At 40.6% G+C, this 17,533-nt stretch carries 17 protein-coding genes; 10 read left to right on the plus strand and 7 right to left on the minus strand.

Annotated elements, in window-relative coordinates:
- Positions 1–36: 36 nt before the first annotated feature.
- The 3 genes from ABC374_RS03400 to ABC374_RS03410 form a co-directional block, all read right to left on the minus strand.
- Entirely contained in the window at positions 37–1,035 is a 999-nt protein-coding gene (locus ABC374_RS03400) for an inorganic phosphate transporter (protein ID WP_350301534.1), read from the minus strand.
- Positions 1,036–1,050: 15 nt separating this feature from the next.
- The gene (locus ABC374_RS03405; protein ID WP_413015933.1) at positions 1,051–1,671 is read right to left on the minus strand and encodes a DUF47 domain-containing protein; all 621 of its coding nucleotides are present in this window, start codon (positions 1,669–1,671) and stop codon (positions 1,051–1,053) included.
- 237 nt (positions 1,672–1,908) lie between these two features.
- Entirely contained in the window at positions 1,909–2,907 is a 999-nt protein-coding gene (locus ABC374_RS03410) for an inorganic phosphate transporter (RefSeq protein WP_350301536.1), read from the minus strand.
- Positions 2,908–3,292: 385 nt separating this feature from the next.
- Between ABC374_RS03410 and ABC374_RS03415 the strand changes: the two genes are divergently transcribed.
- Together ABC374_RS03415 and ABC374_RS03420 are read left to right on the plus strand one after the other, a co-directional pair.
- Positions 3,293–4,123, plus strand: a complete 831-nt coding sequence (locus ABC374_RS03415) for an aldo/keto reductase (RefSeq protein WP_413015936.1) — start codon at positions 3,293–3,295, stop codon at positions 4,121–4,123.
- A 474-nt stretch (positions 4,124–4,597) separates the two neighbouring features.
- Complete coding sequence (locus ABC374_RS03420; protein ID WP_170946860.1) at positions 4,598–4,852, plus strand: GlsB/YeaQ/YmgE family stress response membrane protein; 255 nt, start codon at positions 4,598–4,600, stop codon at positions 4,850–4,852.
- A gap of 1,092 nt (positions 4,853–5,944) precedes the next feature.
- Here ABC374_RS03420 and ABC374_RS03425 read toward each other — a convergent pair.
- The gene (locus ABC374_RS03425; protein ID WP_413015938.1) at positions 5,945–6,856 is read right to left on the minus strand and encodes an RluA family pseudouridine synthase; all 912 of its coding nucleotides are present in this window, start codon (positions 6,854–6,856) and stop codon (positions 5,945–5,947) included.
- A gap of 233 nt (positions 6,857–7,089) precedes the next feature.
- Between ABC374_RS03425 and ABC374_RS03430 the strand changes: the two genes are divergently transcribed.
- Complete coding sequence (locus tag ABC374_RS03430) at positions 7,090–7,509, plus strand: DUF5365 family protein (RefSeq protein WP_350301539.1); 420 nt, start codon at positions 7,090–7,092, stop codon at positions 7,507–7,509.
- Positions 7,510–7,577: 68 nt separating this feature from the next.
- Here ABC374_RS03430 and ABC374_RS03435 read toward each other — a convergent pair whose 3' ends face one another.
- Both ABC374_RS03435 and ABC374_RS03440 read right to left on the minus strand, forming a co-directional pair.
- Positions 7,578–8,048: a thioredoxin family protein gene (locus ABC374_RS03435; protein WP_350301540.1), complete on the minus strand. Its 471-nt coding sequence runs from the start codon at positions 8,046–8,048 to the stop codon at positions 7,578–7,580.
- Positions 8,048–8,485 carry a disulfide oxidoreductase gene (locus ABC374_RS03440; RefSeq protein WP_350301541.1) on the minus strand — a complete coding sequence of 146 codons (438 nt, stop codon included), beginning with the start codon at positions 8,483–8,485 and terminating at the stop codon, positions 8,048–8,050. Before ABC374_RS03440 ends, ABC374_RS03435 begins: the two co-directional genes overlap by 1 nt.
- A gap of 189 nt (positions 8,486–8,674) precedes the next feature.
- Here ABC374_RS03440 and ABC374_RS03445 point away from each other — a divergent pair, with 189 nt between their 5' ends.
- The 3 genes from ABC374_RS03445 (at position 8,675) to ABC374_RS03455 (ending at position 13,234) form a co-directional block, all read left to right on the plus strand.
- Positions 8,675–10,222, plus strand: coding sequence for a GNAT family N-acetyltransferase (locus tag ABC374_RS03445; protein WP_350301542.1), 1,548 nt, complete (start codon positions 8,675–8,677; stop codon positions 10,220–10,222).
- Positions 10,223–10,376: 154 nt separating this feature from the next.
- Complete coding sequence (locus tag ABC374_RS03450; RefSeq protein ID WP_413015941.1) at positions 10,377–12,107, plus strand: phospho-sugar mutase; 1,731 nt, start codon at positions 10,377–10,379, stop codon at positions 12,105–12,107.
- 599 nt (positions 12,108–12,706) lie between these two features.
- A complete protein-coding gene (locus ABC374_RS03455) occupies positions 12,707–13,234 on the plus strand; it encodes an NADPH-dependent FMN reductase (RefSeq protein ID WP_350301544.1) in 528 nt (175 codons plus the stop codon).
- Positions 13,235–13,365: 131 nt separating this feature from the next.
- Here ABC374_RS03455 and ABC374_RS03460 read toward each other — a convergent pair whose 3' ends face one another.
- Positions 13,366–13,608, minus strand: coding sequence for a YhdB family protein (locus ABC374_RS03460; protein WP_048689737.1), 243 nt, complete (start codon positions 13,606–13,608; stop codon positions 13,366–13,368).
- A 132-nt stretch (positions 13,609–13,740) separates the two neighbouring features.
- Here ABC374_RS03460 and ABC374_RS03465 point away from each other — a divergent pair, with 132 nt between their 5' ends.
- The 4 genes from ABC374_RS03465 to ABC374_RS03480 all read left to right on the plus strand — a co-directional run bounded on the left by ABC374_RS03465 (position 13,741) and on the right by ABC374_RS03480 (position 17,517).
- Complete coding sequence (locus ABC374_RS03465; protein ID WP_413015943.1) at positions 13,741–14,709, plus strand: M14 family zinc carboxypeptidase; 969 nt, start codon at positions 13,741–13,743, stop codon at positions 14,707–14,709.
- Positions 14,710–14,758: 49 nt separating this feature from the next.
- A complete protein-coding gene (locus ABC374_RS03470) occupies positions 14,759–15,079 on the plus strand; it encodes a DUF3889 domain-containing protein (protein WP_137018061.1) in 321 nt (106 codons plus the stop codon).
- 240 nt (positions 15,080–15,319) lie between these two features.
- Entirely contained in the window at positions 15,320–16,201 is an 882-nt protein-coding gene (locus ABC374_RS03475) for a radical SAM/SPASM domain-containing protein (RefSeq protein ID WP_214743366.1), read from the plus strand.
- 473 nt (positions 16,202–16,674) lie between these two features.
- Positions 16,675–17,517, plus strand: coding sequence for a MurR/RpiR family transcriptional regulator (locus ABC374_RS03480; RefSeq protein ID WP_413015946.1), 843 nt, complete (start codon positions 16,675–16,677; stop codon positions 17,515–17,517).
- Positions 17,518–17,533 lie beyond the last annotated feature (16 nt).

Genomic DNA, 17,533 nt, shown 5'->3' on the forward strand with positions numbered 1-17,533 from the left:
AAATCCCTACCGATGGAAACCGGAAGGGATTTTATTTTAGAATAAGAAGTTAATTAAAAGATAAAGCAAACCAGCTAATGTTGCAGAGATGGGAATGGTAATGAACCAAGTGATGATCATTCTTTTTGCCGTTCCCCATTTTACGCCCTTGACACGATGCGCAGATCCAACACCAAGGATTGAAGACGAAATAACATGTGTTGTACTGACCGGCATGTGTATTACAGTCGCGCCGAAAATGATAAAGGCTCCGGTTAAGTCCGCTGCAACACCATTGACCGGGCGGATTTTCATGATTTTGCCGCCAACGGTTTTAATGATTTTCCATCCGCCGACGGAAGTTCCAAGTCCCATTGCCAGCGCACAGGAGAACTGAACCCAGAAGGCGATATCGGTACTTGATGCATAACCATTTGCAATAAGGGCCATCGTGATGATACCCATCGCTTTTTGAGCGTCGTTCGTTCCGTGGGTATACGATTGAAGTGCTGCAGTAGCAATCTGTATAGTCCGGAATTTTTGGTTTGTTTTTGTCAGGTTATTGTTTTTAAAGACAACTTTAAAGATGCTGTATACGATAAACCCGATTACAAAAGCAATTAACGGGGAGAAAATCAAAGCTTGAAGAATTTTCATGAAACCTTCCCATTTAATTCCAGCGAATCCCGCTGCAGCAATGGCTGCACCAGCAATCGAACCAATCAATGCATGGGAGGAACTGCTTGGTATTCCGTAATACCAGGTTAGAAGGTTCCATATGATAGCGGCAAGTAGAGCAGCCATAATTACATATGAACCATTCGGAAGCGTGAACGGATCCACGATATCCTTCGTTATGGTCTTCGCCACTCCAGTAAATGTCATGGCTCCGACGAAATTCATGACGGCTGCCAAGATGATGGCATGCCTAGGCTTCAAGGCCTTTGTTGAAACAGCAGTCGCTATTGCATTGGCTGTATCATGAAAACCATTGATGAAGTCAAATGCTAAAGCAAAGAAAACGATTAATATTGTTATAATTAATAAAGTATCCATTTATTGGGGTACTCCTTAGGCGTTTTTCATTATGATTGTTTCAAGTGTATTGGCCACCGCTTGACAGTGATCGGCGATCTCTTCAAGGCTTTCGTAAATTTCTTTATATTGAATGATCCTGATTGGATCTTTTTCTACTGTAAACAAGTTTTTGATTGATTGACGTTGGATTCCGTCACAAACGGATTCAAGATCTTTAATTTTTATTGCATGTTCACGAATCATTGGCAATTTTTTAGTGGATAGTGTATCGACAGCATTTTCAATCTCATACGTACACTGTTTGATTGCTTCCACAAACTTAAGCATATACTCATCTGCATTGACAATTGAGTACATTTCGAATAATGCCGCACAGTGTTCCAAACCGTCTATGACATCATCCATTCTCATGGTTAATTCAAGGATATCCTCCCGTTCGATAGGAGTGATGAAAGCATTGTTCAGCTCTTTGATCACATTATGAACCATTGAATCGCCTTTATGCTCAAAGTCTTTCATCGTATCTGAAAATACTTTGAGATCGGAGATGTTCTTGAGTTTATAATCCGCGAAATAGTCAGCACCTTCTTTTAGGTTTTGAGCGATGTTAAAAAGCATTACAGCGAATTTGTCTTTTTTTGATTTAAAAGCCATGTTAAAGCCTCCCAATTAGTCATGCAAATTTACGCACTTTAGTCGTACGCTTAGTATTAACAAATTGATTGTAACGAATTCATGTAGTATCCGGGAAGGTTTTTCGACGAAAATTTACAAAATCTTAATAAAACTTTACATAAAAAAACAAGGAAAATTAAAAAAAGGGAAAAAGCCTGCATTTATAAGGGGGAATTGTAAAAAAAAAGCCTTTCCGATATGGAAAGGCGAAAGGTTCTATAAAAATAAAGCAATCAAATAGTAAATGATTCCAGCTAAAGAAGCAGAAATTGGCAATGTAATGAACCAAGTGACCAACATGTTTTTGGCGGTTCCCCATTTTACCCCTTTGATGCGGTGTGCAGAACCGACCCCAAGTATTGAAGAAGAAATGACATGAGTCGTGCTGACAGGCATATGCAGGAAGGTTGCACCGAAAATGATCGATGCACCAGTCATATCGGCAGCAACGCCATTAACCGGACGGATTTTCATGATTTTACCGCCAACTGTTTTGATGATCTTCCAACCTCCGATAGATGTACCAAGCGCCATGGCAATTGCGCAGGATAATTGTACCCAGAAAGGAACCTCAGAGGTAGAGGCATATCCGTTAGCGATCAAAGCCATCGTGATGATACCCATGGATTTTTGAGCATCATTCGTTCCATGTGTATAAGACTGGATGGCCGCTGTGAGAATTTGTATTCTCCTGAATCGCTTATTGGTTTTTCCTAAATTATTATTTTTGAATACTACCTTGAAAATACTGTATACAATGAATCCAAGCGTAAAGGCAAGGATGGGAGATAGAATCAATGCTTGTACAATTTTAGTGAATCCACTCCATTTAATCGCATCGAATCCACTAGCCACGATGGCAGCTCCCGCTATTGAACCAATGATCGCATGGGAGGAACTGCTTGGAATGCCAAAATACCAGGTGATTAAATTCCATATTATGGCCGAAATTAGAGCGGCAAGGATTACATAAGAACCATTGTTCAATGTGAAAGGATCAACGATATCCTTCGTAATGGTATGCGCAACACCGGTAAAGGTCAGTGCTCCTAGTAAATTCATGACCGCAGCCAGGATGATTGCATGACGTGGTTTAAGCGCCTTGGTTGATACTGCTGTAGCGATGGCGTTAGCCGTATCATGGAAACCATTGATAAAGTCAAAGACCAAAGCAAAAATAATAATTAGCACTGTTAAGATGAGTATGCTATTCATACATGGAGGACTCCCTTGATTTCAAGTGTAAAGTGTATATGGATTTTGGCCAATGAATGGGCGCAAAACAGTTTGCAACTCCTCAATATTTAGAATGGGAGTTTTACGTTTGATTATTCTTTAAAAGCTGACACCTTCTTTTTTACTTGGTTTTAAATCGAACTATTCAATTGTAACGAATTTCATACCTATAAGGATAGATGTTTCGTCATTTTTTTACAAAATATTTAACTTGGTGAATGATTAAAAAGATAAAATGTTTCCTCTTATATATATAAACGGGTGCGTTTCGTTTAAGGAACTCTATAAATCCCGAGGCTTATGGTTAGAAATAGAAGGTGGAGGGATGTATAATTGGTAAATAAAAGTAAGGGGGAATGATGGAATGATTTCAAACATTGGGGAAACGATCACCTTACATAATGGAGTTAAAATGCCACAGTTAGGTTTTGGTGTATTTAAAGTGAAAAACGGCAATGAAACGGTTGAGTCTGTCAAGAAAGCGATCGAAGTTGGATATCGTGCGATCGATACTGCGGCCATTTATAAAAATGAAGAAGGTGTTGGCCAGGCGATTCGTGAATGCGGCGTGCCTCGTGAAGAATTGTTCATTACATCTAAAGTGTGGAATACAGAGCAAGGATACGAAACGACGCTCCAGGCATTTGATGATAGTTTAAATCGCCTTGGCTTGGAATACTTGGATTTATACTTGATCCACTGGCCGGGAAAAGATAAATATCTGGAAACCTGGAGGGCTTTGGAAAAGCTTTATAAGGATGGCAAGGTGAAATCAATCGGTGTAAGTAATTTCCATGTTCATCATTTGGAAAATTTACTTGCAAACAGTGAAGTGAAGCCGGTCGTCAATCAAATTGAATTACACCCACTTTTGACACAAGTAGAAATTCGTGATTACTGTGAAAAACATGAAATAAAGGTAGAATCTTGGAGCCCGCTAGGAAGAGGGAACCTATTGGAAGAGCCGACAATTAATCATATAGCGAAGAAGCATGGGAAAAGTTCAGCGCAAGTGTTGATTAGATGGCATCTGCAACATGATCTAGTTGTAATACCTAAATCGATTACGCCGTCCCGTATCGAGGAAAATGCACAGGTATTTGACTTTTCATTAAGCCTGAATGAAATGAATCAAATAGATGCCTTGAACAAAAATGAACGGTTCGGCAGCAATCCCGATGAACTTTTGTTCTAAGAATGCTGCAAATAATAGAAGGGTGTCCCGATAATTGGGGCATCCTTTTTCTTTTTCCTTTATGAACATAATTGAGACAGTTACTGCTTATACTAACAATGTGACAAAGTTAAAGCCTATGGTATACCCGTTTAATATGTCTGATAATCCTGTTTTCGTTACCAAATATTTTTTAAAAAAATTAGGTTTTAGATTATTAAAACGGGGAAAATAATGAGTACAGCGGCAAACAAAAAGAAAAAAATCACTAACATGAGGATTGTCCAATCAGTTACTCAAGGGCTATAGCTAGCTAACTCTACCCAATAACTAAAGCATTCACATTCATTAGATATCGTGCTAATCGGCATCATACCATTTTGAATGTAAAAGTTAAAATAACTGAAAAATGGCATGACAATATGGAAGTGATTTGATTTCTTGGAGTCTGCTGCAGAAATGAAAAAATAACTAATTTGAAGGAGGAAATATATTATGGGATTTTTATGGTCATTAATTATCGGAGGTATCATTGGTTGGTTAGCAGGTATGATCGTTGGACGTGACGTACCATTTGGAATTATCGGTAACATTATCGCTGGTTTTGTTGGTGCATGGTTAGGTTCATTAATTCTTGGGAACTGGGGACCTTCAGTTGCAGATTTCGCGATAATTCCAGCATTGATTGGTGCAATCGTATTTGTCTTCATCTTAAGCCTTATCTTAAAAGGCATGAGAAAAGCTTCATAAATACAAAAAATAAAGCTGGCCCAAGTGGCCAGCTATTTTTTTATGCCAAAAGAACGGATTTCGTCCCGACATGCGTATATTTCGGTTGACCTAACATGCAGAGAATCCGTCCGCTGAATAAATATGAGTGACAATTCGGATAATATTAATGAAGAAATAAGAACACCGTCCGAAAAGGAATGGTGTTTCAGACTGTCACAAATTCGAAATTAATTGAGTTTGCAAATAAGTGTTGATTTCCTCTCCAGGCACTCGCTTTCCGCGGGCGGTCCGGGAAGCCTCCTCGGCGCCTTGCGCCTCCGGGGTCTTCCCTGGACACGTTTTCCCGCAGGAGTCTCGTACCTTACGCTCCAATCAACTTTGTTTTACCTTTTAGATAGGGCCCCATTTGTCTACAAACTCGATAATAATTGATTTTTCCTACAGTACTTTTGAATGTTTATAGAATTGAAACGTTGATTTCCTCTCCAGGCACTCGCTTTCCGCGGGCGGTCCGGGAAGCCTCCTCGGCGCCTTGCGCCTCCGGGGTCTTCCCTGGACACGTTTTCCCGCAGGAGTCTCGTACCTTACGCTCCAATCAATTTTGTTTTACCTTTTAGATAGGGCCCCATTTGTCTACAAACTCGATAATAATTGATTTTTCCTACAGTACTTTTGAGTGTTTATAGAATTGAAACGTTGAATTCCTCTCCAGGCACTCGCTTTCCGCGGGCGGTCCGGGAAGTCTCCTCGCCTGCGGGGTCTTCCCTGGACACGTTTTCCGGCAGGAGTCTCGTACCTTACGCTCCAATCAACTTTGTTTTACCTTTTAGATAGGGCCACATTAGTTTGCAAACTCGATAATAATTTTTCCTACAGTATTTTTTGAGTGTTTATAGAATTGAAACGTTGATTTCCCCTTCAGGCACTCGCTTCCCGCGGGCGGTCCGGGAAGCCTCCTCGGCGCCTTGCGCCTGTGGGGTCTCCCTTGGACTCGCTATTCCCGCAGGAGTTTCGCACACCCGCTCCAATCAACTATGTTTAAAAATTTAGATAGAACTCCTTTTGTCTACAAAAAAAACACCGTCCGGTATGGAACGGTGTTTTTTTTGTTTAAATGGTGAAATCGAATATTTCAGGTTTATCAATGAAAGGAGCTTCAACGATCATTTTTTCTTCTGAAATGGGGTGGATGAATTCAATTTTTCTTGCATGAAGGGCTTGACGTGGAAATGTCCTTTTTCCGCCATATAAGGAATCTCCGGCCAAGGGGTGGTTCAAATGACTGAAATGCACCCTGATCTGATGGGTTCGGCCGCTTTCCAGGGTGCAGCTGACGAGTGTCAAGTTTTTCTTGGGATAGCGGTTGAGCACCCGATAGTGGGTGACTGCCGTCTGGCCTGTAGGGGAAACCCTTCTTCTCGTGGCATGGTGGCGGTCGCGGCCAATTTTTTCTTTGATTTCGCCTTCATCCTTTTTAATGTTTCCTTGTACTAAAGCTAGGTAAGTCCGCTTGATTTCCCTTTCTTCCAACATTCTATCCAGCATGGACCCAACAAGGCGGTTTTTGGCAAAAAGGACGGCACCGGTGGTATCTTTATCAAGCCTATGAATATGCTTGATCATACAGGTCTGGCCGTTTTTTTGAAGATGGTGTGCGACTCCATTGAGGAGGGAGTGTGCTTCACCCGGCTGAGAAGGGTGGGTATCCATTCCAGCCGGTTTATTGGCTATCAACAACACATCATCTTCATATAAGATGGAAATTCCTAAGTCTGCCGCTTGTACTGTTTCATTTTCAGCGTGATCCAATAAGGGGATTCTGATCGTATCTCCTTCATTAAGGAATGTTGACCATGTTACGGAATTCCCGTTCACTGTCACTTCTTTACTCATTCTCCATTCATGCACTAATTTCTTTGGGGCCTTCCAACGCTCCCTAAAAAGCTTTTCCAATGTTAATCCATTCCAAGTTTGGAGAACATCTATTATTAAATGTTGGTTAGTTATTCTAAAATTTTCCAATAAAAACTCCTACTTTCGACTGCTTTGGTTTTTGATTAAATGAAAAAAATATATAATAATCAAGAATTAGTCATGAAAAAGTAACTTTGGACCTATTGCTGAAATTTTCGTGGTGGAAATTACCACATATTTTTTACAATATTTATGTTATTCTAGTGGGAAAGAAATCGCTTGTCCTAGAATATACATATAATAGATAGGTCTAACGGATCTGAAAAAAGGTGGTTTTTTTAGTGAAGACGGTCTTTTCTTCAACGGAAGAACAAGAGCAAGAAATAGCGAGTCTCGTTTCTCGTTTCTACGAATCTGTATTTCCAAAATACTTTACGGAAAGTGAAATCCTTCATTTTCGCGAGATTGGCGTTTTAGAGCCCAATCAAAGTTCTGTTACTTACTTGGCAACATTAAGAGACGCATTTCAAGTAATGACATGTCTTCAAGTCCTTATGTCGATATTAGACAAACAAAAGAGAGAAGAGTTTATAGTGATGGAACCTGAATCTGAAGAATTGTTCCAACATAACATCACTCTATTGAATGAATGCGGAATATTCTTCCCCTTTTATTATGACCATTTTTCAAGTATAAACCAAGAATCGAATAATGAGATTCAGATGATGGACATCCAGGTGGCTAATCAATATTTAGTATAAGGCAAAAAAAATGAGCCGGCTATAACGGGAGAAGCATTTCCGTTAGGGCCGGCTCATTTTTTCCATCCTTAATTAATATCGTGGTCCTTGAACCATTTCTCGAACGTTTCCTCATCATTATAGCCAACGATCCGTTCTTGTTCTTTGCCATTATTATAGTGAACGATGGTCGGGGTCTTTTTGATGCCATAATCGCTCCATCCTTGTTCAAACTCCAAAAGATTATATTGAACTAGATCGATTCCCAACTTTTCTGCCAATGGAGCCACGATTGGCGTGGTTTTTAGACAATGCGGGCACTCAGGACTATAGAAGTAAACGGTCACATCTTCATTATCCTGGAGGTCCTGCTCCAATTCTTCCGGCAGGATCAAGTTTTGATAATTGGGGTCATCCAGCTGATCGACAGTAGCGGGTTTAAGCTTATCCTTGCCGTATGGATTTCCTTTTGATTTTTCTTCTTTTTTCAAGTTTGTAAAAACGCCCAGCAGGACAAATATCGCGACGATTATCACTAAAAATATAGCCATTTTCTTCATTAAGCTGCAACCTCCTTGGATCTTGTCCATATGATGTAACTGCATATGAAAATAATGATGAATGCAGTCAAGGCTAGGAACGGGATGGTGATGAAACCAAATACGTTTATATATTGACCTGTACATGGAACCCTTCCGCATGCAAGGGTGTGGTCAGAAAAGAATGAAACCTTTTGTATCAAGTAATGGTACGTGGAAATGAATGCACCGATAGCGGATAATATCATCGTATAAAAGCTGATCCAATAATCTTTTCGAATGATTGCAATTCCTAAAATGATCGTAAAAGGATACATGATGATCCGCTGATACCAACAGAGCACACAAGGTTCATATTGCTTGATTTCAGAAAAATATAAGCTTCCAAACATAGCAATGATGGAAGCAGCCCAGGCTGCAAATAATAAGTTTTCCACACTGCGTTTTGTATTGTTCATGGTTCCTCTTCCCCATCTCTTTATACTCTCATGAAAAGTATAGTATGTAAGGACCGCGTATGTAAAATATATATTCTTTTAACGGACAATCAGAATGTTTTATTTGAAATCCATGGGTAGGTTCAGTTGTTTTAATTTTTGAATAAGGGGTATAATTCTTATGGAAGAGATTAAAGGAGTCTGAGGAAAATGCCTAATTTGGACCTGCATAAATATGAAAAAATAATGGAAATACGTAATATGAGGCTAGGAGACATAGATGAAATAATTGCTTTGCAGTCGAGTTGCTTTCCTGGAATGGTTCCCTGGAAGCGAGATCAGCTTGAGAGCCATCTGGCAATTTTTCCAGAGGGGCAGTTTGTGGCTGAATATGATGGAAAAGTGATTGGCTCATGTTCCAGCCTCATTATTAATTTTGACGAATATGATGACCGCCATACATGGGATGATGTAACCGATAATGGATACATCACGAATCATAATCCGGACGGTTATAATTTATATGGAATCGAGGTCATGGTCCATCCTGAATTCCGCAGGATGAAAATTGGCCAAAGACTATATGATTCAAGGAAAGAACTTGTTGCCCATTTGAACTTAAAAAGCATCATTATCGGGGGCAGGATCCCCAATTACCATAAACATGCGGATGAATTGTTACCAAGGGAATATGTGAAAGAAGTGCAATTGCATAAAATATATGATCCGGTTCTTTCATTCCAGCTTTTAAATGGGTTCACGCTTATGAGGATCAATCCGAATTACTTGCCGGATGATCTGCAATCGAATAAGTATGCTACGCTCATGGAGTGGAATAACGTCGATTATCAGCCAAAAACAAAACGTTATTATAAAACATCGGAACCGGTACGTATCTGCGTCGTGCAATACATGCTGCGTAAAATCGATTCATTCGAAGATTTCGCTAACCAAGTCGAATATTTCACCGATGTTGCTTCGGATGCCAATGCGGATTTCGCCGTGTTCCCGGAATTGTTCACAACCCAGCTGATGTCTTTCTTGAATGAAAGATCACCAAGCTTGGCTGTCCGGAAACTGTCGGATTTCACGGAGCAATACATTGAATTGTTTACCACTTTAGCTGTAAGGTATAACGTCAATATCATCGGCGGTTCCCATTTCGTTAAAGAAGATGATGACAATATCTATAATATCGCTTATTTATTCCGTCGCGATGGGACGATTGAAAAGCAATATAAAATTCATATCACACCGAATGAAAGAAAATGGTGGGGTATTAACGCAGGTGACCGCGTTCGTGTCTTTGATACGGATTGTGGAAAAATCGCGATACAAATTTGTTATGATATTGAGTTTCCGGAACTCGCCCGGATTGCTACCGACATGGGAGCCAAAATCATATTCACTCCATTTTGTACAGAAGACAGGCAAGGCTATCTGCGGGTTCGTTATTGTGCCCAGGCCCGTGCCGTGGAAAACCAAATTTACACCGTCATTTCCGGAACGGTCGGAAATCTTCCGCAAACGGAAAATATGGATATCCAATATGCCCAATCGGGAATCTTCTCTCCATCGGATTTCGAATTTGCGCGTGATGGCATAGTCGGGGAAACAAGCCCGAACCTTGAGATGGTACTGATTGGCGATGTCGATTTGGAAATCTTAAGGCGGGAGCGTCAATCTGGTACTGTAAAGCAATTGAAAGATCGCCGCCATGATATTTACCATCTGCATTACAAAGATGGCCAAAAATAAAGAGGTAAACGAGCTCGTGATGTGAAGAATGCTGGATTCGGTTCTTTTCATTACGAGCCTTTACTTCATTTATTGGAATAAATATGATAATTTTGTATATGTAAGGCAGATACATAATAAGCAAATATGAGGCGTTTGGGAGGAGATGTTGGAGATGGACTGGAAATCTTTATACACCACTTGGGCAGGGTACCAGGATTTAAATGGGGAATTACGTGTCCTCCTTGAGGAAATGCAGCGGGATGAAGCACAACTCGAAGATGCCTTTTATAAAAATTTAGAATTTGGAACAGGCGGAATGCGCGGGGAAATCGGGGTAGGAACGAACCGGATGAATCTTTATACTGTAAGGAAGGCAACGGTGGGGTTGGCTCAATATATCTCTTCGTTTGGGGAAGAAGCGAAAGGAAGAGGGGCTGTGATCGCTTATGATTCAAGACATAAGTCCCCGGAATTTGCACTCGAAGCAGCTAAGACCTTGGCAACATTTGGGGTGAAGGCTTATTTATTCGATGAATTGCGTCCAACTCCAGAATTGTCATTTGCGGTTCGCGAGCTGAATGCTTTTGCTGGAATCGTCATCACGGCAAGCCACAATCCGCCTGAATATAATGGTTACAAGGTTTATGGGTCAGATGGGGCACAATTGCCACCGGAAGCGGCTGATCAAGTGATCAGCTACGTGAATGCCATTGAAAACGAGCTTGAAATTCAGGTTGAAGAAGCTGAAATCCTTAAAGGGCAGGGCCTCATCGTAATGGTTGGGGAGGAAGTGGATGCAGCGTATAATCGTGCGTTGCTTACAGTTCCCGAGAACCCGCAGCTTGCCGAGGAAATAGATGTGTCAATCGTCTTTACACCGCTTCATGGAACGGCAAATAAATCCGTCAGGCGGGCACTGCAAAGCTTAGGGTATCAAAATTTGCATATCGTTAAGGAGCAGGAATTGCCAGATCCGGATTTTTCGACAGTTCAGTCTCCAAATCCGGAGGAACCAGCTGCATTTGAAATGGCCATCGAGCTTGGTAACAAGGTGGAGGCGGACCTATTGATAGCAACGGACCCAGATGCCGACCGGCTTGGAATTGCCGTGAGAGACGAGAGGGGCCAATATGTTGTCCTGACTGGAAATCAAACAGGTGCTCTTTTCCTGGATTATTTACTGTCCCAGAAGAAAGAAAAAGGGAAGATTCCCCAAAATGGAATCGTCTTAAAAACGATCGTCACTTCAGAAATCGGCCGGACGATTGCTGAGTCATATGGCTTGAAGACGGTTGATGTACTTACCGGGTTTAAGTTCATCGCCGAGAAAATAAATCAGTATCATGTAAGCGGGGAAAGCAGCTTTTTGTTCGGATATGAAGAAAGCTACGGTTATCTGATTAAAGACTTTGCACGTGATAAGGATGCCATTCAAGCTGCAGTGCTTGCTGTCGAGGTCTGTGCCCATTATAAAAAGCAGGGATTGACCCTATATGAAGGGTTGCTGAATGTGTTTGAAAAGTACGGCTTTTACTTGGAAGGTTTGCGTTCATTGACTTTAAAGGGCATTGAGGGAGCGAAACAGATTTCTGGAATATTAAGTCAATTCCGTCAAAATCCTCCTTCCCGAATTGCTGGCATTCCGGTAGTCGCTGAAGAAGATTACCAAAGCAGCAAGAAGCGTACATTACTTTCAAATGATGAAGAATTGATCGAGCTTCCGAAATCAAATGTATTGAAGTATTTCCTTGAGGATGGTACATGGGTTTGCCTGCGTCCTTCAGGCACTGAACCGAAAATTAAATTCTATTTCGGTGTCCAAGGTAAATCAATGCAGGAAGCTGAGTCCAAGTTATCGGGAGTCATGGAAGATTTCATGTGCAAGATTGAAGCATTGGTTTAAATGTATGAAAGCTAGACGAAAGACTGTAGGCAAACTCGATGAAAAATCAGTTTGCCTGCAGTTTTTTATTTAGAAAAGTTCAGTTGATTTCAGAAATCCGCTCCCTTTCCGCCCGACTGTCTGCCAAGCCGCATCAAAGTAAGCGCCTCTGGGGTCTCGGCTAGCCAGTAGTGTCGCAAATTTTCTTTAATCCAATGAGGATAACAGTAAAAAACCATAAAGACCGGAGCACTTTATTCGACTCGCTGCACTGTCTTGGGCCGTTGACGCAGTTTATTGACCCAAGCCTCACTGTATTCGGTCGTTCACGCACTGTATTCAACCTATCCAGGACAGTATTCGACCTACCTCGCACATTATTCGACCGTTGAGGCATTATATTCGACCGTTCACGAATTTTTTTCGACCCTCATCTCGCGATTGGGACTCCGAATCCCATTTTGTTGTTAAAGTTAAACGAAAGACTTCTTCGGTCTTTCGTTTTTTTATGCTTTTTAGTTGCATGAAAAATCAAAATTCTAGGAAATTCCGTTTCGGTTTTGGTATACTGTATTGGCGACTGATCTCGGAAAACATCGGGAATAATGGAGGTTTAATTCATGAAATTAGTAATCATTAATGGTTCACCACGTAAACAAGGGCGTACGGGGATTGCCTCACGCTACATATCCAAGAAATACGGAGCGGAACTTATTGATTTAAGCAATAGCGAAATCCCTTTATATTCAGGTGAAGGTGAGCAATATCAACTGGAAGTGATCCAAGGTCTTCGGAAAAGCATCGAGGAAGCTGATGGCGTAATTCTGACAACTCCGGAATATCATGGTTCCATGAGCGGGGCCTTGAAAAATGCCTTGGATTTTCTAAGCAGCGAACAATTCACGCATAAACCAGTAGCTTTATTGGCTGTCTCCGGCGGAGGAAAAGGCGGGATCAATGCCTTGAATTCCATGAGAACAGTGGGGCGAAGCCTTTATGCAAATGTGATCGCCAAACAATTGGTTCTGGATCCGCATTGCTTCGATTACGAAAATGATGGTTTATTTGAAGAATCTGCGGTACTTGTAGAAGGTATGATTGAAGAACTTAAAATGTATGCAAACGCATATGCTGCAATGAAAAAATGATGAAATGAGGGTCAGGTATTTACATACCTGACCCTTCCTTGTTTTTATAGGGTTTCACCAGCCAAAGTTATATCCCCGAACATTAATCCTCTTGTATAATTTTTCCCGTTTTGCAAAAACTATAGTTGATTTTAGCTTGGAAGTTCACTTAAATAATCACTTGTTTTTTCTGCCGCATGATCCAGATATCGAAGCAGTGCATACAGCTGGGATTGAACGATTTGATAATCATGCTCAAACCTGTAAGCGTGCAAAAAATGTTCTATTTTTTTTGAAAGAAAGTGATCTTTCGTTCGAACCATCAATACTAACAAGCTGTCCCAATCAGAACGGTGTGTGTGAAACAATGCCTGATCATAATCAGCGATCCTCATGTTCTTCTCCCCCTTATTAAGGAGCTATTTGTATTTTGTTCAGATACGACAGAACATTTCCTTACAATAAGTGGCGATGTATTTGGACCGCGGTTGTTGCTTTTTACCTGAATAAAAATAAAAGGTGAGTACATGAGAAAAATAATGGTAATTGGAATACTAGTGCTTCTTTTTTTCCCTGAACCATCGCTGGCGGCAGAAGTGTATTCCCCTGAACAGATGGAAATGGATCTTCAAGGAATCCAAAAGCAGTATGAATTGGATGTTCAAATAATCGGGCAAACTGAAAAGGGAAAAAATATAAAGGCAGTCAAGTTAGGAAAAGGAAAAAGATCGATTTTGCTGGTGGGATCACATCATGGACGGGAATGGCTCAGCTCCAAACTTTTAATGCGCATGCTTGAAGAATATGCAGCCGCCTATCGAGCGGGCAAACCTGTTGGAGAATACCGGACGGAAACATTGGATGAGGTGAGCATCTGGTTCATCCCGATGCTGAATCCAGATGGCGTCAGCATCCAGCAAGGAGATTTATCCAACTTAAATATTCTTGAAAAGGCTGCGGTATGGAAAATGAACCGATATAGCAGGAATTGGTCCCGGTGGAAAGCCAACGCTAAAGGCATTGATTTAAATAGGCAGTATCCGGCTGGATGGAAAGAAGTCATGAGTCATGAAACAAAACCGACGTATCAATTTTATAAGGGCCGACAACCACTTGAAGCAGCTGAAGTAATAGCGCTTACGGATTTCACGAAAAAGATCGATCCCCTTATTGCCGTTTCCTATCATACCTCAGGAAGGGAAATCTTTTGGCATTATAATAATAAACGGAAAAATATGGCGAGGGATTATGGCATTGCCAAAAAGACTGCCGAATTGACTGGATATGAACTGACCTTTCCGGAAAAAGAAGCGGTAGGAAGCGGATATACGGATTGGTTCATAACTGAATTCCGCCGCCCGGGAATGACGATTGAACTTAGTTATTTAGTGGATGAAACCAATCCGCCATTGACTGTGTTTCCTGAGGAGTGGGAGAGGAATCGATTAGTTGGAATCATGCTTGTAAAAGAAGCGAAGCAGCTGCATAACAACTGAACAATTTTACATAATAATACTAACCGGAAAGTATGAGGAGGAAAAGATTTTGAAAAAAGTCATCGTGATGCTAATGGGGATTTTTTTGATTATGCAAGCAGGGGCCATTTCAGCACAAGCCCAAAAACCCGATTACGAAAAATACGGAAAGATTGCGATTACAATAGTGCAGGCAGATTATCCTGAAGTTGAGATTACCGATTACGAATATAAGGGCAGAAAAACGGTAGCGAAAAATCTAGTCGAAGACGATTTCAGATTTTTGGTCGAGAATAAAGGTCAGGAGTTCAATGTCATCGTGACTGTACAACATGATTTGAAAAATGAAAAATTACTTAGTTTGAAGGTCACAGAACAAAAAGGAAAGTGAGATCGCGGAACAAACGGAAAACTTAAGGGATGCATTACAGAACATCTTCATCTCGAGAAGATGTTTTTTTCTGATTTCGTTTAAAGGCTGTCCAGAAATGGTTGATATCGGATTAGGTGCCAATGGGAAGTGATGCCAGCCGTTCAGCTTCCATGAAGTTTTCATTGCATTTATGAGCAGCTAACAAGTATAGTTAGTATCAGATTGAAACAATAAGCTTGAATGTAGGGGTATTAGAAAATGAGAAAGTTTAAGAAAGTTTATGTGGAAATTACGAATATATGTAATTTGAAGTGTAATTTTTGTCCAAGCTCCAGCTTGCAAAGGACCCTGAAATTCATGGATCCTGAAGGGTTTACGGAGGTTATCAAGAAAATCAAACCACACACCGATCATATTTATTTTCATCTGATGGGTGAACCGTTTTTAAATAAAAATTTGGGTACATTCCTGGATATCAGTGCTGAAAATGACCTGAAGGTTAATATTACAACGAACGGTACTTTGATTCAAAAGGTCAAAGACAAGCTGCTCTCCAAAAAAGCCCTTCGGCAGGTGAATATTTCACTTCATAGCTTTGAGGCAAACGATACGAGCAATAGTCTTGACTCTTATGTCAGTAATATTGCCGATTTCATAAATGAAGCAAATGAAAAAAGCGAAGTGATTTGTGCCATTCGTTTATGGAATATGGATACGGATGAATTAAAAGCGAGTAATGGCCTGAACGACGATATTCTGAGCATGCTGGAGGAGAAGCTTTCATTGGACATTCGCTTAAGTGAAGCTCTTCAGCAAAAGAATAATATAAAGTTGAGGGACCGGGTTTATATAAACATGGCGGAAAAATTCGAGTGGCCGGAATTGGACCGTGACATTATCGATGAAAATATTTTCTGCTATGCTCTTAGAGATCAATTAGGCATCTTGGTGGATGGTACAGTCGTACCTTGTTGCTTGGATAGTGAAGGCAAAATACCGCTGGGAAATATATTCGAAACATCACTTGAAGACATTTTAAATGGTGAACGGGCTAAAAATATGTATGATGGTTTTTCAAGAAGGTGTGCAGTTGAAGAATTATGCAAACGATGTGGCTATGCAAAGCGTCATAAAAAATAAAGGAAGGAAAACCACGAAGTCCATCTCCGTGGTTTCAGGCTGTAGGCAAACTCGATGAAAACTCAGTTTGCCTGCAGTTTTTTATTTTAAAAGTTCAGTTGATTTCAGAAATCCGCTCCCTTTCCGCCGACTGTCTTGGGCCGTTGACGCAGTTTATCGACCTAAACCACACCGTATTCGACCGTTGAGGCACAGTATTCGACCTACCCCGCACTGTATTCGGCCGTTCACGACTTTTTTTCGACCTTCACCTCACTATTCGGATTTTTTGCCGCCAAACTGATACCACGGAGTCCATCTCCGTGGTTTTTTCTGTGCTTGAAGCATTTCCTTCTTTTTTATTAAAAATTCAGAATATTATTGTTTTATTAAACGTCCCGTGATAAAATACTCTCTATTATTGTTGAAGTTAAAACTTCATATTGTCATATAAAAAGTTTTTGATTCATATCTTGTTTCAGAGGGGATGTTTTATGGACTTACAGCAAAAAGTTAAAGAAGTATTCCCGGGTTTATCTACTGGTCAAAAAAAGGTAGCAAAATACTTGTTAGTGCATTCACATACATTTGCAGTCACTTCAGCTCAAAAGCTCGGAAAGGATATTGGGGTGAGTGAAACGACCATCATCCGCTTTTGCTATTCATTAGGGTTAAGTGGATATGCTGAGCTTCAAAAGCTTATTCGCAATCAGTTGATATACGAGAGCAGCAGTTTGAATGAATATCATTCTTCAAAACTTGAAGCCGCGAGTCAGCCAAACTTCATGGCTCAAGTTATGGGGCAGGATATCATCAGCATCGAAAAGACAATGAAAAATTTATCAAATGAAGATTTCGCCACAACAGTTGATAAATTGGCGGCAGCTGACAATGTTTTGATATCCGGACACCGTTTATCATTTTCGGCAGCGCATTGGTTAACCTTTACACTTAGGCTTGTCAGGGAAGAGATTCATTTATATCGGCCTGATACTGATGATATATTTTTACTGTTGAATAAAATGACTGAAAATTCCGTTTTTGTAGCCATTTCATTTCACCGCTATGTTAAAGAGACTGTGAAAATAACGGAAATGGCCAAAAAAGCGGGTGCATTTGTAATTGGGGTTACGGATTCCGAACTGGCTCCGATTGCTGAATACACTGACATTTTATTGCCCATTTCAACACCAAGGACTTCCACGATCGATACAGCACCGGTTTTATTCTCATTATTGAATAGTTTAGTAGCTGGAGTATCGATTAAGGACGAACAGGGTTTCAAAGAAAGAAAAGCGATATATGATGCGTTCAATCAAGACGATTATTTCTTTTGAGGTAAAACTTCCACCA

Origin of the sequence: Peribacillus phoenicis (genome assembly GCF_047238085.1) — a bacterium.
Taxonomy (GTDB): Bacteria; Bacillota; Bacilli; order Bacillales; family DSM-1321; genus Peribacillus.